The sequence below is a fragment of the Natrinema versiforme genome (genome assembly GCF_005576615.1).
Taxonomy (GTDB): Archaea; Halobacteriota; Halobacteria; order Halobacteriales; family Natrialbaceae; genus Natrinema; species Natrinema versiforme_A.
Map to the genome: position 1 here is coordinate 204,701 of NZ_CP040330.1, position 22,017 is coordinate 226,717.

20 protein-coding genes are annotated in these 22,017 nt (G+C 65.2%); 10 read left to right on the plus strand and 10 right to left on the minus strand.

Annotated features, from left to right (window positions below; translation table 11 throughout):
- Positions 1-20 precede the first annotated feature (20 nt).
- The 6 genes from rio1 to FEJ81_RS01020 all read left to right on the plus strand — a co-directional run bounded on the left by rio1 (position 21) and on the right by FEJ81_RS01020 (position 6,947).
- Positions 21-896 carry a serine/threonine-protein kinase Rio1 gene (gene rio1 / locus FEJ81_RS00995; RefSeq protein ID WP_138243515.1) on the plus strand — a complete coding sequence of 292 codons (876 nt, stop codon included), beginning with the start codon at positions 21-23 and terminating at the stop codon, positions 894-896.
- A 223-nt stretch (positions 897-1,119) separates the two neighbouring features.
- Positions 1,120-2,343, plus strand: a complete 1,224-nt coding sequence (locus tag FEJ81_RS01000; protein WP_138243516.1) for a tryptophan--tRNA ligase — start codon at positions 1,120-1,122, stop codon at positions 2,341-2,343.
- A 74-nt stretch (positions 2,344-2,417) separates the two neighbouring features.
- Complete coding sequence (locus FEJ81_RS01005) at positions 2,418-2,918, plus strand: metallophosphoesterase (RefSeq protein WP_138243517.1); 501 nt, start codon at positions 2,418-2,420, stop codon at positions 2,916-2,918.
- A 104-nt stretch (positions 2,919-3,022) separates the two neighbouring features.
- Positions 3,023-3,580: a KH domain-containing protein gene (locus tag FEJ81_RS01010; protein ID WP_138243518.1), complete on the plus strand. Its 558-nt coding sequence runs from the start codon at positions 3,023-3,025 to the stop codon at positions 3,578-3,580.
- A gap of 281 nt (positions 3,581-3,861) precedes the next feature.
- On the plus strand, positions 3,862-5,523 hold the full coding sequence (thsA, locus tag FEJ81_RS01015; protein WP_138246686.1) for a thermosome subunit alpha: 1,662 nt from the start codon (positions 3,862-3,864) through the stop codon (positions 5,521-5,523).
- Positions 5,524-5,954: 431 nt separating this feature from the next.
- Positions 5,955-6,947: an ornithine cyclodeaminase family protein gene (locus FEJ81_RS01020; RefSeq protein ID WP_138243519.1), complete on the plus strand. Its 993-nt coding sequence runs from the start codon at positions 5,955-5,957 to the stop codon at positions 6,945-6,947.
- Between the two features lie 83 nt (positions 6,948-7,030).
- On the opposite strand, the gene FEJ81_RS01025 is transcribed toward FEJ81_RS01020, so the two are convergent.
- The 5 genes from FEJ81_RS01025 to leuS all read right to left on the minus strand — a co-directional run bounded on the left by FEJ81_RS01025 (position 7,031) and on the right by leuS (position 15,515).
- Entirely contained in the window at positions 7,031-8,527 is a 1,497-nt protein-coding gene (locus FEJ81_RS01025) for a sugar porter family MFS transporter (RefSeq protein ID WP_138243520.1), read from the minus strand.
- A gap of 171 nt (positions 8,528-8,698) precedes the next feature.
- Positions 8,699-9,463, minus strand: coding sequence for a YqjF family protein (locus FEJ81_RS01030; protein ID WP_138243521.1), 765 nt, complete (start codon positions 9,461-9,463; stop codon positions 8,699-8,701).
- 94 nt (positions 9,464-9,557) lie between these two features.
- Positions 9,558-10,319, minus strand: coding sequence for a bacteriorhodopsin (locus FEJ81_RS01035; protein WP_138243522.1), 762 nt, complete (start codon positions 10,317-10,319; stop codon positions 9,558-9,560).
- Positions 10,316-12,568: a methyl-accepting chemotaxis protein gene (locus tag FEJ81_RS01040; protein ID WP_138243523.1), complete on the minus strand. Its 2,253-nt coding sequence runs from the start codon at positions 12,566-12,568 to the stop codon at positions 10,316-10,318. Before FEJ81_RS01040 ends, FEJ81_RS01035 begins: the two co-directional genes overlap by 4 nt.
- Positions 12,569-12,866: 298 nt before the next feature.
- Positions 12,867-15,515, minus strand: coding sequence for a leucine--tRNA ligase (leuS, locus tag FEJ81_RS01045; protein WP_138243524.1), 2,649 nt, complete (start codon positions 15,513-15,515; stop codon positions 12,867-12,869).
- A gap of 131 nt (positions 15,516-15,646) precedes the next feature.
- Here leuS and FEJ81_RS01050 point away from each other — a divergent pair, with 131 nt between their 5' ends.
- Positions 15,647-16,120, plus strand: coding sequence for a hypothetical protein (locus tag FEJ81_RS01050; protein ID WP_138243525.1), 474 nt, complete (start codon positions 15,647-15,649; stop codon positions 16,118-16,120).
- A 63-nt stretch (positions 16,121-16,183) separates the two neighbouring features.
- Positions 16,184-16,954 carry an SDR family NAD(P)-dependent oxidoreductase gene (locus FEJ81_RS01055; protein WP_138243526.1) on the plus strand — a complete coding sequence of 257 codons (771 nt, stop codon included), beginning with the start codon at positions 16,184-16,186 and terminating at the stop codon, positions 16,952-16,954.
- A 39-nt stretch (positions 16,955-16,993) separates the two neighbouring features.
- Here the strand turns inward: FEJ81_RS01055 and FEJ81_RS01060 are convergent, their stop codons facing one another.
- Positions 16,994-17,413, minus strand: a complete 420-nt coding sequence (locus FEJ81_RS01060) for an Hsp20/alpha crystallin family protein (RefSeq protein ID WP_138243527.1) — start codon at positions 17,411-17,413, stop codon at positions 16,994-16,996.
- A 63-nt stretch (positions 17,414-17,476) separates the two neighbouring features.
- Positions 17,477-17,932, minus strand: coding sequence for a peroxiredoxin (locus tag FEJ81_RS01065; protein ID WP_138243528.1), 456 nt, complete (start codon positions 17,930-17,932; stop codon positions 17,477-17,479).
- A 452-nt stretch (positions 17,933-18,384) separates the two neighbouring features.
- Here FEJ81_RS01065 and FEJ81_RS22970 point away from each other — a divergent pair, with 452 nt between their 5' ends.
- Positions 18,385-18,543 carry a hypothetical protein gene (locus tag FEJ81_RS22970; RefSeq protein ID WP_175416333.1) on the plus strand — a complete coding sequence of 53 codons (159 nt, stop codon included), beginning with the start codon at positions 18,385-18,387 and terminating at the stop codon, positions 18,541-18,543.
- 23 nt (positions 18,544-18,566) lie between these two features.
- Here the strand turns inward: FEJ81_RS22970 and pheA are convergent, their stop codons facing one another.
- The 3 genes from pheA to FEJ81_RS01080 form a co-directional block, all read right to left on the minus strand.
- A complete protein-coding gene (gene pheA, locus FEJ81_RS01070) occupies positions 18,567-19,379 on the minus strand; it encodes a prephenate dehydratase (protein WP_138243529.1) in 813 nt (270 codons plus the stop codon).
- A gap of 98 nt (positions 19,380-19,477) precedes the next feature.
- Positions 19,478-20,782 (minus strand): MFS transporter, encoded by a 1,305-nt coding sequence (locus FEJ81_RS01075; RefSeq protein WP_138243530.1) that lies wholly within the window; start codon positions 20,780-20,782, stop codon positions 19,478-19,480.
- Between the two features lie 468 nt (positions 20,783-21,250).
- A complete protein-coding gene (locus FEJ81_RS01080; RefSeq protein ID WP_006431837.1) occupies positions 21,251-21,559 on the minus strand; it encodes a non-histone chromosomal MC1 family protein in 309 nt (102 codons plus the stop codon).
- A 237-nt stretch (positions 21,560-21,796) separates the two neighbouring features.
- On the opposite strand from FEJ81_RS01080, the gene FEJ81_RS01085 reads away from it, so the two are divergent.
- A complete protein-coding gene (locus FEJ81_RS01085; protein ID WP_006431836.1) occupies positions 21,797-21,994 on the plus strand; it encodes a SymE family type I addiction module toxin in 198 nt (65 codons plus the stop codon).
- The last annotated feature ends 23 nt before the right edge of the window (positions 21,995-22,017 follow it).

The window sequence follows — 22,017 nt, forward strand, 5'->3', positions numbered from 1 at the left end:
GAGAGCCTACGACCGAGTAGATGGGACAGGGAACGGAGTTCGGACTGGTCGACCTCGAGGAAGCCGATACCCCGGGCGACGAGTGGGAGGAGATCGACGTCTCGGACACCGAGGCGGACCGGATCGCCCGCAAACGCGACCGCGAGTTCGAGCAGTTCGAGGAGCGGATCAAAGACGCCGAGCAGTTCAAGGTCGAGCAGTCGGTGTTCGACGACGCGACCTTCGCGGCGTTGTACAAGCTCGTCCAGGACGGCTACGTCGAGGCCTTCGGTGGGCCGCTCTCGACGGGCAAGGAGGCCAACGTCTACCACGCGCTGGGCGACGACCGCGAGGTCGCGGTCAAGATCTACCGAATCAACGCCTCGAACTTCCGGCAGATGCGTGACTATCTCGAGGGCGATCCCCGATTCGAGGGACTGGGCGGGAAGAAGAAAGACGTCGTCCTCGCGTGGACGAAAAAGGAACTGGCGAACTTAGAGCGCGCGAAAGCGGCCGGCGTGCGGGTACCGGAACCGATCGCGACCGAGCGCAACGTGCTGGTCATGGAGTACATCGGAACCGAAGACGGCCGCGCGAAGCGGCTCGGCGAGGTCCAGATCGAGAACCCCCAGACCGCCTACGAGGTCATGCGCGAGTACATGCGCCGGCTCTACTCGGCCGGCCTGATCCACGGCGACCTGAGCGAGTACAACGTCGTCTTCGACGAGGACGAGGGCCAACTCGTCTTCATCGACCTCGGACAGGCCGTCACCGTCCACCACCCCAACAGCCGCGAGTTCCTCGAGCGGGACTGCCGAAACGTCGCGAGTTTCTTCTCCCGGCAAGGCCTCGAGGTGACCGAGGACGACCTCCTCGAGTTCGTCACGAGTCCGGAACCGGACCCGTCTCGAGACTGATTCTCGAGGCGATCCCCGAAATCTTCTTTACCACCGACTGAAAATGGGCGGACAGTGATCTCCGCTCTCGAGTGGCAGTGGCGCTGGCAGCCCCTCTCGAGAGCGGACAGTGTCGTCGCGGCGGACGACGCGGCCTAACCCGGCGACCGCGGCGGTGGCGCTCCCTTCGCTCGTTTTCCGTTTGAATCGTCTTCCAGCCGCTGCAGTCGACTCCGAGACACGAATGACAGACTCACGCGAAACCGCAGATACCACCGAAACGACACGCACGGATTCGAGTTCGCCCGCTGACCAGTTCACCGTCACTCCCTACGCCGTCGACGGTGAGATCGACTACGAGAAACTGCTCGAGCGGTTCGGGGCCGACCGGCTCACCGACGAGCAGATCGAACGCTTCCCCGACCACCCGCTGCTCAGACGGCGGACGTTCTACGCGGGCCGAGACATCGACGAGTACCTCGAGGCCGCCGCGGCCGGCGATCCGCACGCGATCGTCACCGGTCGCGGCCCCTCGGGACCGATGCATCTGGGCCACGTCCTCCCGCTGTACCTCGCGAAGCGGTTCCAGCGGAAGACCGGCGCGACGGTCTATATCCCGCTCTCCGACGACGAGAAGTTCCTCGCGAAGGACCAGTCGTTCGACGCCATCGGCGAGCACACCCGCGAGAACCTGCGCGATATCCTCGCCGTCGGCTTCGATCCCGACCGGACGCGGATCGTCGTCGACACCGCCGACGCGGACGTGGTCTACCCGATCGCGGTCCGCCTCGCGAAGCACCTCACGCCGGCTACGGTCGAGGCCGTTTACGGCGAGCAGGACACCGTCGGCCTACAGTTCTATCCCGCCGTGCAGGCGACTCACCTCCTGCTCCCGCAACTCGTCGCGGGCCGGCAGCCGACGCTGGTCCCCATCGCCATTGATCAGGACCCTCACGTCCGCGTCTGTCGCGATGTCGCCGCAAAGGAGGCGCTGCCGGTCGAAAAGCCGGGTGCGCTGCTCGGCCGGTTCCTCCCGAGTCTCGAGGGACCGGGCAAAATGAGTTCCTCCGGCGACGCACCGTCGATCGAACTCACCGCCGATCCCGAAACGGTCGCCGAGACGATTCGGACCCACGCCTACACCGGCGGCCGGGCAACCATCGAGGAACACCGCGAGAAGGGCGGTGACCCGACCGTCGACGTCCCCTTCCAGTACCTCCGATACTTCTTCGAACCCGACGACGCCGAACTCGAGCGCATCGCGGCCGACTACCGGTCTGGCGACCTGCTCAGCGGGGAGTTGAAGGAACTCGCGATCGAGCGAATTACAGCGTTTCTCGCCGATCACCAGCGCCGGCGCGAAGAACTGGGATCGATCGAGGCCGAACTCGAGCCCTACCGACTGACGGACGGAGAGCGGCAGCGGGCGCTCGAGCGGGCCGGCGTGCCGACGGGACTCGATCGATAGCCGTTCGATCGCGCAGTGTCTCCCGAATCGGCGTTCCCCGAACGCCTTAGTGGCTCGCTCCCACGCGAACGCGTATGAACATCGGCATCGTCTCCGACACTCACGATAACGTCGAAGCCATCGAACGGGCGACCGAGGTCTTCGCCGAGGAGGGCGTCGAGATCGTCGTTCACTGCGGCGATTTCGTCGCACCCCTGATGATCGATTACTTCGAGGGGTTCGAACTCCACGGCGTCCTCGGGAACAACGACGGCGACGTCGCGAACATCCAGGCGGCGTTCGACCGGCTCGGCGACGAGAGCCGACTCCACGGCCGCTTCGCCGACCTCGAGTTCGACGGGCTCTCGTTCGCAGTTCTCCACGGCGAGAGTAAGGCGGAGGTCGCGGCGATCGCGGCCGGCGACAGCTACGATTTCGTCTGTTACGGACACCACCACGAGCGCGAACTGTCGGAGGACGGGCGGACGACGGTACTCAATCCCGGTGCGCACGTGCTGGCGTCCGAGGCGGATCGAACGGTCGCGATCGTCGACACCCGCTCGGAGTCGGTGCGGTTCCGTTCGGTCCGCGAGTAGCGGGCTTCGACCGCGCCGCGCCTCGAGACGCGTGTGACGGTGCCACGGAACACCCGGTACTCGCGGACCAAGCGCTTAACCTCGACCAGCGAGTACCGGACTGTATGCAGCACGTGAAGATTCCGCAGGACCGCATCGGCGTTCTCATCGGTGAAGGAGGCGAGACGATGCGCGAGATCGAGGCGGAAGCCGAAGTGCGACTCGACATCGACTCGGAGAACGGCTCCGTCGCCGTCGAAACCGTCGGCGATCCCGTACTCGGCCTCAAAGGCCCCGAGATCGTCCGCGCCATCGGCCGAGGCTTCGCACCGGAGGACGCCCTGCGACTGCTCGAGGACGACATGATGTTGTTCGACGTGGTCGACATCGACGCCGCCTCGCGCAACAAGACCGACATGAAACGCAAGAAGGGCCGGCTCATCGGCGAGGGCGGCCGGACCCGGGAACTGATGGAGGAACTGACCGGTGCCGATGTCGTCATCTACGGCTCGACGCTCGGTGTCATCGGCGCGCCACAGGAGGTCGACGTCGTCCGCAGCGCCGCCGAGATGCTGCTCGACGGCGCGCCCCACGGCGCGGTCTACTCCTTCCTCGAGGAGAAGCACAACGAGATGAAACACAAGGGAATGGAGTACCACCGGTTCCCCGGCGGTCAGTCCTGATCCGTCTGTTCGCCCCGATTTCTGCTCCGTCGACCGTCTTCTCCCGCGCTCGGAGGAGTCGCCGTGTGAACCGCTTTTCGACCGATAGCTGAACCCGTTCGAATCCCCGCCGACACGTCATCTGTGCGGTGGTTCTCACACAGTGCAAGTATAAATACCCGAACAGCCACCGGTTCGAAAACGCACGACAGGGGCCACCTCTAGCGCCCCTACCTATTCAATAGGGTAAGATTTATATAGAATAGCAAACAATCCCTCGAGTGACTATGGCTCAACAGCAGATGGGCAACCAGCCCCTTATCGTACTCTCGGAGGACAGCCAGCGCACCTCCGGGGAGGACGCGCAGTCGATGAACGTGCAGGCCGGGAAGGCGGTCGCCGAATCGGTTCGGACGACCCTCGGCCCGAAGGGGATGGACAAGATGCTCGTCGACTCCTCGGGCAACGTCATCGTCACCAACGACGGTGTCACCCTGCTCTCGGAGATGGAGATCGACCATCCCGCGGCCGACATGATCGTCGAAGTCGCCGAGACCCAGGAAGAGGAAGTCGGTGACGGCACCACCAGCGCGGTCGTCATCGCCGGCGAACTCCTCAGTCAGGCCGAGAACCTGCTGGACCAGGACATCCACGCGACCACCCTCGCACAGGGATACCGAGAGGCCGCCGAAGAGGCCACCGAGGCCCTCGAGGAAATCGCCATCGATGTCGACGAGGACGACACCGAGATCCTCGAGCAGATCGCCGCGACGGCGATGACCGGCAAGGGCGCGGAGAACGCCAAGGACCTGCTCTCCGAGCTCATCGTCGAGGCCGTTCGCGCGGTCTCCGACGACGACGGCGTCGACACGGACAACATCAAAGTCGAGAAGGTCGTCGGCGGCTCCATCGAGAACTCCGAGCTCGTCGAGGGCGTCATCGTCGACAAGGAGCGCGTCTCCGAGAACATGCCGTACTTCGCCGAGGACGCCAACGTCGCGATCATCGGCGGCGACCTCGAGATCAAGGAGACCGAGATCGACGCCGAGGTCAACGTCACCGACCCCGACCAGCTCGAGCAGTTCCTCGAGCAGGAAGAGGCCCAGCTGCGAGAGATGGCCGAGCAGATCGCCGACGTCGGTGCTGACGTCGTCTTCGTCGACGGCGGCATCGACGACATGGCCCAGCACTACCTCGCACAGGAGGGCATCATCGCCGTCCGCCGCGTCAAGTCCAGCGACCAGGGTCAGCTCGCACGCGCGACCGGCGCAACGACGGTCTCGAGCGTTGACGACCTGACCGAGGACGACCTCGGCGTCGCCGGCAGCGTCGCCCAGAAGGAGATCGCCGGCGACCAGCGCATCTTCGTCGAGGACGTCGACGACGCACAGGCCGTCACCCTGATCCTCCGCGGTGGCACCGAGCACGTCATCGACGAGATCGACCGCGCCGTCGAGGACTCGCTGGGCGTCGTCCGAACGACCATCGAGGACGGCAAGGTCCTCGCCGGCGGCGGCGCGCCCGAGATCGACCTCTCGCTCGCGCTCCGTGACTACGCCGACTCCGTCGGCGGCCGCGAGCAGCTCGCCGTCGAAGCCTTCGCCGACGCGCTCGAGGTCATCCCGCGCACGCTGGCCGAGAACGCGGGCCTCGATCCCATCGACTCGCTGGTCGAACTCCGCAGTGCCCACGACGGCGGCGACACGGGTGCCGGCCTCGACGCCTACACCGGCGACACCATCGACATGGACGCCGAGGGCGTCTACGAGCCGCTCCGCGTGAAGACCCAAGCTATCGAGTCCGCCACCGAGGCGGCCGTAATGCTGCTGCGCATCGACGACGTCATCGCCGCGGGCGACCTCGCGGTCTCCCACGACGACGATGACGAAGAGATGCCGCCGGGCGGCGGTGGTATGGGCGGCGGCATGGGCGGTATGGGCGGCGGCATGGGCGGCATGATGTAAAACGAAGTTTTGCTCTGTCGTTCGAGAGAGCAAAGCTCTCTCGTGATGACGAAAGGCGCTTCGCGCCTTTCGAACCACGGGCCAGCAAGCTGGCCCTCGGCAAAAATTCGATTAAAAGCACTCCTCCCTCCGTTTCGGCCCCTTCGGGGCCTCCACATCGGTCGTCGGCCCGCTCGGGCCTGCGGCCCTCGCGGTGGGAGTCGTCGTACATCACCGCTCCAGCTACCGTCTCCGCCGTTTCGAGTCGGCCCATCTTTGCTTTTTGCCGTTTCGCGTCGCTTCGATTCCTCTCGAGTGAGCAGAGCGTACGATTCTGAGACTGGCTCGAGTCCCCGTGAGCAGTGATAGCGTAGCATGTATCGGACGGTCCCGTATCCCACGCTGCCGTCGAGTCACGACGAACTAAGTGCGAGCCCGCAATATTCGCGGGTATGAACACGCTCCTTCTGGACAGCGACGACGTCGACGAGCACGCCGCGCTCGCGGCCGTCATCGACGCGGTCGAGGAGGCCTTCGGGGCCTTCGAGCGCGGGACCACGCAGATGCCCGCGAAATCGTACATCGACCTCCCACAGTACAACGGCGACTTCCGGTCGATGCCGGCGTACCTCGATACGGGCGACTGGGACGCCGCCGGGATCAAGTGGGTCAACGTCCACCCCGACAACCCCGAGGATCACGGGCTGCCGACCGTGCTGGGGACGATGATCTACTCCGACCCCGAGACCGCGTTCCCGCTTGCCATCATGGACGGGACGACGCTCACGATGAAACGAACGGGTGCCGCGGCGGCCGTCGCCACCGACTATCTGGCCGTCGAGGACGCCACGACGCTCGGACTCGTCGGAGCCGGGGTTCAGTCGTACACCCAACTCGAGGCGATCAGCGAGGTGCGGCCGATCGAGGAGGTCGTCGTCTCGGACCCCGACGAGGACCGCGTCCGGCGGTTCGTCGAGAGCTACGAGGACCGGTTCGACGTTCGCGGCGGCTCGATTTCGGAGGCGGGTCACTGCGACGTCTTGTCGACCGTGACGCCGGTCGAGGACCCGATCGTGGGACTCGAGGATGTCGGCGAGCAGACGCACATCAACGCGATCGGGGCCGACGCGGCGGGGAAACACGAACTGAGCGACGACCTACTGGGTGCGGCGCGGATCGTGATCGACGATCACGAGCAGTGTACTCACTCCGGCGAGATCAACGTCCCTTACGGCGAGGGGGCCCTGACCGACGCGGACATCCACGGCGAAATCGGCGAACTCGTCGTCGGTGCGAAAGCGGGTCGAACGGAGGAGACGGGCGTCTCCGTCTTCGACTCGACCGGGCTCGCCATTCAGGATGTCGCGGCCGCCCGCGTGGTCTACGAAAACGCTCGCGAGACCGATTCCGGATACGACTTCGGGATGATCGACACCGACCAGTAACGGTTCCGACCGCCGGTCTGCGACCAGCGCCGAATCCCGAGTGTCGTCTCGCGAAAAATACGGAACGCGGTTTTTCTCGGCCGTTAGTCGTCCGTCTCGACGGCGGGGGACCGTTCGCTGGTCTCGCTACCGAACGCCGTTTCGCGGAGGTCGGCTTCGATTTCCTCGAGCGACCGCCCTTTCGTTTCGGGGACGAGCCGGTAACAGAAGACGAGCGCGAACAGCGAGAGCACGCCGTAGAGCCAGAACGTGCCGGTCTGGCCGATGCCGTCGACCAGTCGGAGGAAGGTCAGCGAGACGATCAGGTTGCCGGCCCAGTTGACGACGGTGACGACGCCCATCGCCGTCCCGCGGACCTCCATCGGGTAGATCTCGGAGATCATTAGCCAGAAGACCGGGCCGAGTCCGATCGCGAAGAAGGCGACGTACAGCATCAGGCTCCCGGTCGCGACCCAGCCGATCGCACCCGAGAGGCCGGGCAGGTAGAACACGATTCCGAGGACGGCGAGCATGACGGTCATTCCGGCCAGTCCGGTCAGCAACAGCGGACGGCGGCCGGAGCGGTCCATCAGGAACACTGCGACGACGGTCATGACGACGTTGACGGCACCGATTCCCACGGTCGCGAGGATCGAGGCGGTGTCAGCGAAGCCGGTCGACTCGAGGATCGTCGGCGCGTAGTACATGACCGTGTTGATACCGGTGACCTGCTGGAACGCCGCGAGCCCGACGCCGACGATCAGCATCGGCCGCACCCACGGCTCGAACAGGTCCTGCAGCGTCCCGGACTCGGTGCGTACCGTCTGCTTGATCTCGCGGAGTTCGTCCTCGACGTGGCTCTCGACGCGAGTGGTTGCCAGCACCTCGCGGGCGTCCGATTCGCGTCCGTGCTCGTAGAGCCACCGGGGACTCTCCGGCATGAACAGCATTCCGAGGAACAGGACGGTCGCGGGGACCATGCCGAGACCGAGCATCCAGCGCCACCCGCCGCCGCTTGCGAACACCTCCTCAGGGACCGTTCCGAGGCCGACCCAGCGCCACAGTTGGGCGCTGGAAAACGCGTAGTTCACGAGGTAGGCGATGAGGATACCGCTGGTGATCGTCAGTTGATTCAGCGAAACCAGCGAGCCGCGGATCTTGGGCGGTGAGATCTCCGAGATGTACAGCGGTCCGACGACCGACGCGAAGCCCACGCCGATCCCGTCGACGATTCGACCGACGATCAGGATCTCGACGGTCGGGGCGATCGCCATGATGAACGACCCGACGAAGAAGATGACGGCACCGACGAGGATGAGCCGTCGCCGACCGAGCCGATCGGCGAGCCGACCGCCGAGGGCCGCGCCGACGATTGCACCGATCATTGCGCCGCTGACGACGATCCCCTCGACGAACGAGGCGTTCATCGACACGCCAAACACCGTCGTCAGTTCGAACGTGTTCCGGATGTACAACATCGCGCCGGAGATAACGCCGGTGTCGAATCCGAACAGTAACCCGTTGAGTGCGGCCAAGGCCGCGACGACGTAGACGAACGAATTCCGGCCGCTGCCGGTCGTTCCTGAGTGTGTCGTAGACATTGCTACTCTGTGTAAATTATTGTCTCACACTGTAGTTAACAAATCTAACGATATGCGTCCGTCGTAGCCGGAGTCGACGCTCTCCCGCACGGAAAGTCTCGGCGGCTTTCCGGTGTCTGGCCGGTATTACCGCGTCGAAATCGGTCGTACAGGCCTCTCACCGAGACTCGGTTACGTTCCGATTCGGCGCGGAATCGAGCCCGTCATCGACAGTTCGTCGGCGTAGTGGACGACCGGATCGCCGGTCGGCGTCGGCAGGCCGTTGGCCTCGAACAGCGTGTTCTCGTGGATCGTCACCGCGGCCGGCTGGAGCGGCCACGGATCGTGGGCGATCTCGCCGGTCAGGACGCCGTCGGCTTCCGGAGCGTAGAACCGGCGACGAGCCGTGAGCCAGTGCTCGAGCGTGTTCGGCTCGGCGGTGAAGACCTCGCCGTTCGGGCAGTAGGTCGCAGCGAACCGGGCGGCGGTATCGCCCGCCGACTCACTCGATCGGCGCTCGCTTTCGAAGGCGACGTGATTATCCTCGGTGGCTCCGACGCGCATCTTGGCGCGATAGACGGGTAATCTGGTCGTTCGACCGACGCTCGTCGCGACGAGCGAGTTCCCGATGTCGATGCTGAAGAAAAACAGGCCGGGATCGCCGCGATACCGGACGTAGGTCCGGACGTTGAGTTCGGGAAAGGCGAGCCGGGTGATCGACGGCGTCCCCCGGAGCCCTACGTTCGTGAGCACGAACGGGAGCACGCTCAGCCACGCGCGGCCGTCTCGAGTCTCGAGGGTCACCTGTCCGGGGACGTGGGGCCGGAGGTCGTCGGGATCGACCGGCCAGTGGACGAACAACCCGTCTCGCCATATCATCGAGGCGACGTGTGGTGCTTTCGGCGACGACCCGTCTGCGAACGACCATCGGAAGGGATCCGTACGTTGTGCGTTCATCCTCGACCAACAGTTGCTGTCCGGACCCTACGACGAGCCGGCGTATAAAATAGATAGTCTGCTGTCAGATCCGATGGTGTTTCGGCCGGCGTCGTCAGTCCGCCGGATCGACCGCGGTCCCGTCGGTCTTCTCGAGGGTGACGCCGTCCGAGCCGTCGTCTCCATCGGACGACTCGGTCGCCGCGATCACCTGATCGACGGCGTCGGTTGCCCGGAGTAACAGGACGCCGAACCCGATCCGGGTGAGGGCGTCGATGTACGCCGTGACGAAGATTCCGCCGAAGGCGTCGAGCAGTCCCAGTCCCTGCCGCGAGACGAATCCCATGACCAGGTAGAAGACCCAGAGCAACAGGAGCAGGTTCCGGAGCTTCCCGAAGAGGAGCACTCGTTCGCCGCTCTGCTGGCCGGAGCGTGTCGTAATCGGCCAGATCATCAGGTACATGAGAGCCCCGAGCGAGGCGAACGTGACGCCCATCGCGGCCGTACTCAACGACCCCTCGATGAAATACCGGACGGCCGTCGAGCCGACCCACGTCACGGTCAGGACGGAGACCGCGGCCAATTGCCGACGGGTGGCTCCGGCGATTCGGCCGGCGACGACGACCATGATGACCGTCGCGACCAGATAGTCGATGTATCGGGTCATCGGAATCGGCTGTCCTCCCGCCGTCGTGATTCGGAACAGCTCGAGCGACATCCCGACGTTCGAGAGCGCGAGCGTCCCGGTGACGATCGGCGCCGGAAGGTAGTACCGCCGTTTCCCCGCCGGCATCCGGGCGATCCACGCGAGGAAGCCGACGGTCGCAGCCGCCATCGCGTAGAACGCGAAGCGGTAGAGTTGGAGTTCGGGGATCATCGCGCGTCACCTCCCTGTCCGACGGGAGTCGTAGTCGCACCGGTCGGCGTCGCCGCGACGGTGAACTCGTCGACGGCGTCGGCCAGATCCGCGGCCCGCTCGTCGAGTCGGGTCGCCTCGTCGGAGACGTCCGTAATCGTCGCGGTCGTCTCCTCGGCGGCCGCCGCGACCTGCTGGGCCTGCGACGTCGTCTCGTCGGCGACGCTCGCGACGTCCTGGACGATCGTCGCCAACTCCTCCGCGGAGCTGGCCTGTTCGTCGGTCGCCTGATCGATCTCCTGGACGCCGGCCGTTACCTGTTCGATCTCCGTCTCGATCCGTTCGAGTTTGTCCGTGAGGGAGTCGACCCGGTCGGTCGCCGACCCGATCGTCGATTCGGTCTCCTCGATCTGCGTCGCGCTCTTCGTCGCCCGCTGCTGTATCGATTCGATCATTGTTTCGACGTCTTCGACTGCCGTCTGGGTCTGCTCTGCGAGTTCCTTGACCTCGTCGGCGACGGCCTGGAACCCACCGCTCTCGCTCGAGGCGCTCTCGGATCGCGCGGACTCGATGGCCGCGTTCAACGCGAGCATGTTGGTCTGGCCGGCGATCTCGTCGATCAGTTCGACGATCTCTTGGATCTGTTCGGCCTCCTCGTCCAGCGAGCGGATCGTCTCCGCGAGCGCTTCCGTCCGTTCGCTCGCCGCGTGCATCTCCGCGGTCGTCTCCTCGGCCGCCCGCTTCCCGTCCGTGGCCAGTTCGCCGACCTGTCCGGTCTGTTCGGCGATGGTACTCGTCGCGGCAGCGACCTCCTCGACGGTCGCCGACATCTCCTTGACCTCGGTCGTCGCGACCGACAGGTCCTCGGCCTGCTTCGAGGACCCGTCCGAAATCTCCTGGACCGACGAACTGACCTCCTCGCTCGCTCGTCGGATCTCGTCGGAACTGCTCTGGACCTCGGTACTCGTCCGGGCGACCTCCGCCGAGATCGCCTTGACCTGCCCGACCGTCTCCTCCAGATCGGCGATCATCTCGTTGAACGCCTCGGCGATCGAGACCATCGCCTCGTGGTCCGTCTCGGGCTCGAGGCGGTTCTCGAGGTCGCCGTCGGCACACGCCGACATGACCTCGCTGTAGCGTTCGGCCTCGGCCTCGAGTTTACGGTTGTACTTCTCGGTCTGCTGTTGGGCCTCGCGAGCGCGTTCGCGTTCCTTCTCGAGATCGGAGAGCGTCTCCATGAGCGAGTTCCGCATCGAGTCGAAGGAGCCGTAGAGCGTCCCGACCTCGTCGATCCGGTCCGTCTCGAGGTCGACCTCGAGGTCGCCGTTCCCCATCCGCTCGGCCTTGGACGCGAGCCGACGGAGGTTCAACGAGATGTTGCCGCCGAGAACGACGCCGACGAGCCCGAGATGGAGGATGAAGATCAGCAGTAGTGCAAGCACCGACGAGGTCGCGGTCCCCTGTGGCCCGTAGACGGCCGCCGCGGTATCGTAGGTCGTGACCGTCAGCGACTCGCCGCCGCTGTCGATCGTCGCCGCCGTCCCCGCGAACTCCGTCTCCGAGCCGTCGGGGGTGCCGGTCGCGACCCCGTCCGAATCCGGTGTGACCGCGGCGAGGACGGCGTCGTCGCCGACCGGGGCCTCCTCGCCGACCGCCGCGATCGTCTCGCCGTCGGCGTTCGTGACGACCGTTCGACGCGAGTCGCCGTCGGTCTCGAGAACGGACGCGAACGCGCTCGTGGGGGCCGAAACGGCGACGTATCGCTCGTCTTCGCCCTCGACGCTCGAGACGAACGAGAGCACCGAGTCCCCGCTCCCGACCGCGTCGTGGGTGCGGGGGCCGTCGGTCGCGCCCTGCACACCGGCCGTCTCGAAGAAGTTCCTGTCGACCGCGCCGTCCGCGCTGCTCGCGCGTATCTCGCCGTCGCCGTCGAGATAGTGAATTTCAGCGATCCGATCCCCGCGAGTCGACTGGGCCGTCGCGAGTCGATCGCTGATCTCGTCGTCCGTTCCCGCTCGGACGGTCGCGTCCGCGGCGAGCCCGTTCGCCGTTTCGGCCGTCGTCTCGAGCCAGTTCGCTGCGACGTCGCTCCGGTCGTCGGTGCGATCGCTGAAGTGGTCTTCCGCGGCCGGGCCGACCGTGCCCGAGACGTGTCCCAAGAAGAGCGCGGAGACGGCGATCGTCATCACGGCGACCAGCAGGAAAATGAGACCGATCTTTACACTGTACGTTTCTCTGAGCCGATCAGGGAGATAGTCCTCGAGTGCCATAGTGTCAAACGGCGGGTGGGTAGCGCGAGGCTGCCCGACGCCTTCGTTATCCGTGGTCACCCGCGCCAATTGAATGTATCGGTTGGAGTGACTATCACAGCTGATAATTAATCGCTGCCTCGTCTGAGTGCTGCCGACAGGTGGTAGCAACCGGACCTCTGTTCGGCGACAAGTATGAAAAATAAACGATAATTCTGTTTCCGGGCGAGTGATACCGGCACGGTCGGAGCGACTCGCCGTGATCGACCCGATCCGATTCGGGAGAAGCCGTCGATCCCGGGGTCGCCGAGGAACGGGCTCAGTCGTCGATCTCGATCGCTGGCCGACCGGGCTCAGCGTTCGCGAGCACGTCCTCGTCGGCGTCCTCGGCTCGGACGACGCGAACCGGCGCGTCGAACTCGCGTTCGATCAGCCACGCGGCGGACTCAAGGGCCGCGTGTTCGGCCTCCGGACCGAGCGTCATCGAGAGCGCTTCCCGCTCTGCCTGCAGGTCCTGTCCGTAATCGGCGGCCGCGTCGCCCTGGTCGCGGATGTGTGACTCCTGCATGAGTTCGCCGATCAGGTTGTCGGCGTCGCTCTCGATCGCGATCTCGAGGGCGTCGTACTTCCAGTCGGGCGCGATGACGACGTCGATCGCGTTCGGATCCTCGATCCCGGCGACCTCGACGATGTCGCGGATGTCCTCGCGGGTGTTCGCGACCAGCCGACGGCGTTTGGCGACGTAGTCGCGGTCGACCTCGGCGGTCGGCCACTCGGCCTCGGCGACGAACCCGTCGTTGCCGAGCGTCTCGTAGAGTTCTTCGGTGAGGTGCGGTGCGACCGGCGAGAGCAGTCGGACGACGGCCGACAGCCCGCGCTCGTACGTCTCGGCGTGGGGGTCGGTGTACTCCGCGTACTGCCGGAGCGTTCGAACGAGATCCTGGGTCTCGCGCAGCGCCTTGTTGAACGTCAGCTCGTCGTACTCGCCGCTGGCGATAGCGATCGTCGCGTCGATCTCTGCGTCGACGTAGCTCGCGATCGCGTCGTCGTCGCCGTCGGGCTCGTCGGCGATATAGCCCTCGACCATCCCCTTCAACCGGTCGAGGAAGGCGTAGGTCGATCGAACGCCCTCCTCGCTCCAGTCGAAGTCCCGCTCGGGCTGGGCGGCCTGCATCATGAACAGCCGTGCGGTGTCGGCGCCGTACTCCTCGACGATCCGCTGGGGGGAGACGACGTTGCCCTTCGACTTGGACATCTTCTCGCCCTCAAGTTGGACCATCCCCTGTGCCAGCAGGTTCGTGAACGGCTCGCGGTGCTCGAGTCCCTCGTGGTCCGCCAGGACCTTCGTGAAAAAGCGGGAGTACAGCAGGTGCATCACGGCGTGTTCGATGCCACCGACGTACTGGTCGACCGGCATCCAGTCGTTGGCCTGCTCGCGGTCGAACGGGGCCTCGTCCAGTCCGGGCGAGACGTACCGCAGGAAGTACCACGAGGAGTCGACGAAGGTGTCCATCGTGTCCGTCTCGCGGGTCGCATCGCCGCCGCAGTCCGGACAGGTCGTCTGCTTCCACTCCTCGGCGGCGTCCAGCGGATTCCCGGTGGTGTTGATGAACTCCGGCAGTTCGACCGGCAGGTCTTCCTCGGGCACCATCACGGGACCGCAGTCGTCGCAGTGGATCACCGGAATCGGCGTTCCCCAGTAGCGCTGGCGGGAAATTCCCCAGTCGCGGAGCTGATACTGCTCGGTCCACTCGGCGCTGTCGATGTCTTCGGTCAGGCGATCGCGGGCGGTCTCGCTGTCGAGGCCGTCGTACTCGCCGGAGTTGATCAGGACGCCGTCTTCCGTGTAGGCGCCTTCCGCTACGTCGGGTGCGGTCGGCTCCTCGTCGCCCTCGGGTTCGGGGGCGATGACGGGGACGATGTCGATACCGTGTTTCTCGGCGAACGCGTGGTCGCGCTCGTCGTGGCCGGGAACGGCCATCAGCGCGCCGGTCCCGACGTCCGAGAGGACGAAGTCCGCGACGTAGACGGGAATTTCCTCGCCGGTGACGGGATTCGTCGCGGTCAGGCCCGTCTCGACGCCGTTGGGCTCGTCGCCCTCGGGGTCGGCTTCCGCCTCGATGAAGTGCCGAACGTCGGCGTCTTCTTCCGCCAACTCCTCGCTGATCGGGTGGTCGGGTGCGAGCGCGAAGAAGGTCGCGCCGTGGATGGTGTCGACGCGGGTGGTGAAGGCTTCGACCGAACCGTAGCCGTCGATGCTGAACTCGAGTTCCGTCCCCTCCTGCCGGCCGATCCAGTTGCGCTGCATCTGGCGCACCGAGTTGGGCCACCCCTCCAAGTCGTCGATGTCCTCGAGCAACTCGTCTGCGTACTCGGTGATCTTCAGGAACCACTGCTCGAGTTCGCGCTGTTCGACGGGGGTGTCACAGCGCCAGCAGAGTTCGGCTTCGCCCTCAACCTGCTCGTCTGCCAACACCGTCTCGCAGTGGGGACACCAGTTGACTTCGGCGTCGCGGCGCTCGACCAACCCTTCCTCGTGGAATCGGGAGAAGAGCCACTGGTTCCACTGGTAGTAGTCGGGTGTACAGGTGGTGATCTCTCGGTCCCAGTCGTAGCCAAACCCCATCGACTCCATCTGATCGGTCATGGTCTCGATGCAGTCGATGGTCCAGTCGCGCGGGTTCGTGTCGCGCTCTTTGGCCGCGTTCTCAGCGGGGAGGCCGAACGCGTCCCACCCCATCGGGTGAAGGACGTCGTCGCCGCGCATCCGGCGGTAGCGGGCGTACGCGTCCGTAATGGTGTAATTACGGACGTGACCCATGTGGAGTTTGCCCGAGGGGTACGGGTACATCCCGAGGACGTACGTCGGATCCTCGACGTCGTCGGGCGTCCGATAGACGTCCGCATCGTCCCACGCCTCTTGCCAGCGCCGTTCGACCGTCGCGTGGTCGTATCCCGCGTCGCTCATTTGCTTATATACCTCTAGGGCGGGACGCCACCCTATACCTTTCCATACCGCGGCCCACCGGGCCGTCGAACGGCTCCAGCGCCGGTCTCTCGAGAGCAACGCTTACGGCGACCCGCCCCCAGCTCGAGCTCGTGGGCGAACTCGCACGCGAGACCCAAGAACGCCTCCGCGACGCGTTCGCCGAGCGCCGCCCCGGCCTCGAGTGGCGCGTCGAACACCGACTCGCCGGAACGCCCGTCGACGTCGCGGGGATCGGCGACTCGAATCTCGCGCTCATCGAACTCGAGTGGCGGCGGGCCGATCCCGCCGACAACGCGGCGAAGCTGTTTCGCCACCTCGAGGCGGGGCTGCTCGACGAGTACGATTCGATCACCGTCTGTCACTGCTTTACCGAGTACTACGACCTCGCCTCGGGCGGCGTCTCCTCGAAGCGGGCAAACGCCGAGTTCGTCGGCGCGATTGCGGCCCGAGCCGTCGAGCGGTTCGCGTATCACCCCGTCGAACTCCCCCTCGAGCCGCCGAAACGGGGCGGCGACCGCCCCGACGACCTTCCCGGGGCCGTCGATGCCACCGTCGAATCGATCGACGCACGCCTCGAGTTCTAACGTCGACGAGGCCCGCGACGCGTGGGCGGAACGTTTTATCCTCGTCCCCGCAACTCTCGAGTCATGGTAGCAGATTCCACTGTCTTCGTCACGGGAGCGAGTCAGGGTCTCGGCCGCGAAATCGCCGTCGCGTTCGCCGATGCGGGCGCGAACGTCGTTCTCGCAGCCCGGAGCGACGGCATCCACGAAACCGCGGACGCGATCGACGCGCCCGAGCGGACGCTGGCCGTCGAGACCGACGTAACCGATACCGAATCGGTCGCCGACGCTATCGACGAGACCGTCGAGACCTTCGGCGGACTGGACTGTCTCGTGAACAACGCGGGGATCGCCGGCCCGACCGCGCCGATCGAGGAAACGACCGACGGCGAGTGGCTCGAGACGCTGGACGTCAACGTCGTCGGGATCGCCCGCGTTACGCGCGCGGCGGCACCACACCTGCGCGAGTCAGAGCGGGGGAGCGTCGTCAACATCTCCTCGATCGGCGGTAAGCGACCGTACGCGAACCGGACGCCCTACGCCGCCTCGAAGATGGGCGTGATCGGGCTGACCCGGGCGCTGGCCGCCGAGTTCGGCGACGACGGCGTCACCGTCAACGCAATCTGTCCCGGCCCGGTCGAGGGCGATCGGATCCGGGGCGTCTTCGAGCGACAGGCCGAGGAAGCGGATGTCCCCGTCGAGGCCGTCGAGGACGAGGTGCTCGAGAGTCTCATGATCGACGATCTCGTCCCGCCCGAGGAAGTAGCCGAGGTGGCCGTCCACCTCGCGAGTTCGGCATCGCAACACGTCACCGGACAGGATATCAACGTCTCCTCGGGCGGGGCGTGGTACTAGTCGGATTACCGGCTCGAGCGGCGGTCCAGTCCGGTCGAACTACTCGATGTCGATCTGTCGCGAGTCCTCACCGCTCGACACCTTCGGTAGCCGCACCGTCAACACGCCGTTCTCGAAGCCGGCTGCGACTTCCTCCTCGTCGACCGGTTCCGGGAGGCGGATCCGCCGGCTCGCCGAGGTTTCGGTCCGCTCGCGCCGGATATAGCGCCCCTCGGCGTAGTCGTCCGCGTCGGTCCGGTTGGCCTCGAGGCGGAGCGTGCCGTTCGACAGCGTCAGTTCGATGTCGTCGGTCTCGTAGCCGGGCAGGTCGGCCGTGACGACGTACTCCTCGTCCGTGTCGGCGACGTCGACCGGGACCGACCCGGGGACCTGCAGGCCACCGGCGGTCATTCCCTCCTCGACCTGACGGCTGACGCGGTCGAGCATTTCCTCGATGTTGTCGAACGGATTGCGTCGCATACTCGGTCGTAGGAGCCCGACGGGGATAAATTCTGCCCGCAGCGTGACGACAGAAGATATCGACTACTCGGGGAGGGTCACGAGGCCGTCCTCGAGCGCATCGAGCAAGACCTCGCGCGCGTGGCCGTCCGGATCGACGCCCTCGTAGACGGCTTTGACCTCGCCGTCGGCCAGCAGGAACGTCGTCCGCGCGGTCGCGCCGTCTCGCAGTTCGACGTCGAAGGCCTCGGCGACCTCCCCGTCGGGGTCCGCGAGCAGGTCGAACTCGAGGCCCTCCGAGTCACAGAAGGACCGATGGGAGTCGACGTCGTCCGTCGAGACGCCGTAGACGTCGACGCCGGCGTCCAGATACGTCTCGCGCTCGCGCTGGAACTGGTTCGCCTCGATCGTACAGCCGGGCGTGTCGTCCCGCGGATAGAAGTAGAGGACCGTCGGCTCCTCGAAGTCGGGGCTGACGGCGTCGCCGTCCTGATTCGGCGCGGTCACGGTCGGCGCGTCGTCGCCCGCAGCGAGTACCATACTCGTGGTACCGGGAGACGAGGAAAAACAAGTTGCGGTCGGTCGCCTCGCCATCGGCCGGGTAGTCTGCTCCGTTCGCGCCTCAAGTACTTCGCCGTGATTTACAGCTCGTGAGGAGTCTCCGAACTTATTATAGATCTGCCGTCGTAGCCGTGAGTGCAGCGTGCTCGTGTCCGGGTTGGGGTAGTGGCCTATCCTTCAGCCTGTGCGGCTGAGACGCGTAGTTCGATTCTCGCACCCGGACTTTTTCGCGACGAGTAAAACGAGAGCGGAAACGCCGGACAGCGAGATCGAATCAGACGAGTCGCGCGCAGCGAAGCGAGCACGTCTCGGCGTGGTTCGATTCTCGCACCCGGACTTCGACGCCGTGATAGCCGTACCGTCTCGAGTCGGTAATGGAGAGTCCTGCCAAATCCGGTTCTCTTATACCCGTCGTGCCGATTGCTTCGAGTATGATCGACACCGTCCTTCACACCGGTTCGGAGCACCCCAATCTTCTCTGGATTCTCGTCCCGAGTTTCCTCTCGTTCGTCGCGGGGCTCGGCGCGGCGACGTACGCCGACCGCATCCGTACGTGGATCGGCCGCGAGAACGCCGCGACGACCGATTGACGCTCCGTTTCGAGCGACCGCACTTACTCGACGACGTGTTCGGTATCGTACGAGCCGAGCCGCCGGACCCAGCCGTTCTCCGCGAGGTCCTCGAGATCAGCGATCGCGTCCGCCGTCCGCGACTCGTAGAGCCCGGCCTCGAAGTCGATGTGGAAGACGTAATCGCCCAGCCGCTGGCCGCTCGGCCGCGATTCGACGCGGGTCAGGTTGATGTCCCGGTCCGCGAACGGCTCGAGCAACTCGAGCAGCAATCCGGGGTAGTTCGCGTTCGGGTAGACCACGAGCGAGGTTTTCCCGCCGCCCGTCGAGCGTTCGTCGGCGGGCGCGAGCGCGAAAAAGCGCGTCGCGTTCGAGTCCTGATCCTGAATGTCCTCGGCTAACACCTCGAGGTCGCCACTCGCGTTCGCCGGGTGGCCGATCCCCGCGACCGAGGGATCGTCGCGGGCGAACTCGACGCCCTGTGCCGTGCTCGCGACGGCCTCTAGGGTGGCGCCGGGGTACTCGCGGTCGAGGTAGGACCGACACTGGGCCAGCGCCTGCGAGTGGCTGGCGACGGTGTCGAACTCCGGACCCTGCGCGAGTAAGGCGTGCCTGATCGGGGTGACGATCTCGCGGACGACGGCGACCTCATAGTCGGCGACGGCGTCGAGGCTCTCGGTAACGCTGCCCTCGATACTGTTCTCGATCGGGATGACGCCGCGGTCGTACTCGCCGCTCGCGACGGCGTCGACGATCGCCGTGACCGACTGCCGGAAGTCGATCTCGTCGTCGTCGGCGATCGCGCTCGCCGCTCTGTGAGAGTAGGTCCCTTCGGGTCCGAGCGTAACTGCAGTCATTACCCGACGATAGCAGGGAACGGGTCAAAAGACCGTCGGGTTTTCCGACGCGCGGATCGACCGTCGATCGGTGCGGCCGCGATCGGTCGCAGTCCGTCTCAGTCGTCGGTCGGCGCGCCGGACGGACGCTCGCTCGAGACGAGCCAGCCACCTGAGGTCGCCCGCTCGGCGACGTGGGGCTGGAAGACCCACGCGCACAGGAGGACGATGGGGAGCATCGTCGCCGCGACGACGGAGTAGCCGGTGTGCAGACTCGGCATCAGCGGCGCGGCGTAGACGAGCGGGTAGACGATCCCGCCGACGGTACCGACGCCGCCGACGACGCCGGCAACGCTCCCCGAACTGTTGGGGAACATGGCCGGAACCTGCGCGAAGATCGCGCCCTCGGCGAACGCACAGCCCATCCCGACGACGAAGCCGGCCCCGACGGCCAGCATGACCTCGCCGGTCAGGCCGGCCAGGGTCATGCCGACCATCGCGACGACGATGAAACACAGCGAGACGAACGTCCACTGCTCGCGGTATCTGCCGGTGAAGATCGGCAGGATGTTCTTCTCCTTGCGGGCCAGCAGGTCGCTGACGTAGCCGCCGATCGGTCGCAACAGGCCGGCCGCGACGGAGAACGTCGCGGCGAACGTGCTCGCGAGCACGAGGTTGTTCGTGTTGAACCCTTCGCGGTAGTAGGTCGCGAGCCAGCCGTTCATCGAGAGCTCGAGGCCGAAGCTCATCACGTAGGCCAGCGCGAGCACGACGGTTCCGTAGCGCGTGGCGGTGTAGAGCCAGTCTCTGAGATTCGCGCTCGCCTTGGTCGCCTGCCGTTTCTCCTCGCTCTTCGCGGCCTCGCCGAGCACGAAGTAGGTGATCGCGAGCAGGATCGAGACGATTCCGGTGTAGAAGAACGCGGCCCGCCAGTTGCTCTCGAAGAGGGGGCCGCTCCAGCTCTCGCCGAACACGCGGGGGAGGATGAGCGCTCCGCCGGCCGCGCCGGCGTTGCCGATGCCGGCGTAGACCCCTTCGGCGGTTCCCAGTTCACCCTCCTCGAACCACTCGGAGACGTGCTGGATGCCGATGACGAACGTGATCCCCGCCGTCGCGACGATCATCCGCTCGACGAAGAAGACGGTGTACGACTGCGCGAACGCCGACGCGATCGAGAACACGCCGACGTACGCTAACACGATCGCGAACACCGTCGGCGCGCCCCAGCGGTCGGAGAGCCAGCCGGTCAGGATCCGACCGAACGGGGCCAGCCAGATGTTCGCGCTGGCCAGCAGGCCGAGTTCGGCCACTGAGAGGCCGAACTCGTCGGCCATCGGGCCGGTAAAGGGGGCGAAGGAGAACCAGATCAGGAACGAGAAGTTGAATCCGATCGTCGCCAGCACCAGCGTCCGCCACTTGGTCATCTTGATCACGACCAGTCACCCCGGATGCCGCCGGTGACTCCACAGTCTGCTCGCGTCCACGACCACGGCGAATGTGGCACAATAGTTTTTGATATTCCGTGTATCTTCCTCCTTCTCTCGATCAATGAACTCTTCCCTTCGATGTTTCTCCACATGTGTCACTCGGATGGTCCGGCGACTGCCGTATATACTTGATTATTAGAACCCATCCAACTATAGGGCAGTGATGGCACAAACTCAGCTAGTACTATCCCGTTTATACTTCGAACAAACGTAACATTTTCAGCAATGATGGACAGATTCTAAAATTAGACGTTGCTCCTTCGTCGAGGCATCCGCTCCGTATTCATCCCCTCTCCGTGCGCTCCGCTAGTGCTGTGACCTCTCAGCGCCGCTCTCGATCCCTGCCGACCGAGACGTATCGCTTCCGGTCGATCTGCTGCCGGAGAAAGCTACCGATCGGCCGCCTCACTCCTCGAGGTGTTCGATTCCTTTCTTCGCGACGTTGGCCTCCGTGATCTCGTTTGGCATCCAGTCCGGCTTGTCGTCGGGGGCCGTCTCCTCCCACGCCCAGCCGTCGTAGATGTGGACCTTGTCCGTTCCTTTCTCTCGGAGCTGTAACTCGACCCGTTCCGCATCCTCCTCGCTCGAGCCCGGCTCGAGCCGTCGGGCCGCTTTGAGCGCCGCCTGTCGGGGCGTGTTGCCCGAGAAGACGCTCGACTCGTCACCGCCCGATTCGCGCAGTGCAAAGTTCCGTTTACCGTCTTCGCGTACCATGATTTTCGCCTCCGTGTCAATTCAGCACACGATCCGACATAAAGATATCCCCGCAAATCGACCGACTGCGGCGGTATATTTAAGTGAGTTGCGTGACCATTTCCCCCGCAGTAGCTGCGTTTCGAGTGCGTCGCCGTCTCGTATTTCCGGCACACTGGTCGCGTCCCGAAGTCATTCGTTGTGGCGTCGAAAACACTTAAGTATATCCTGCGGCGAAGTTCGGAATAGAATCCCGCGATGGTACGGAAAAAGAAGCTGAGTCCAAGCGGTGCGAAAGACGACGACGGTAACTACCACAACGTCCACCTCAACCTCCACGAGGACGAACTCGAGGTCGCGGGCATGGATATCGGCGACGAGGTCTTCGTCCGAGTCCGGGACGGCAAAATAATCATCCAGAAAGCAGACGACGACGACGTCGAACACGAGTTCTAACGAAATTTTGCTCTGCGGTCTAT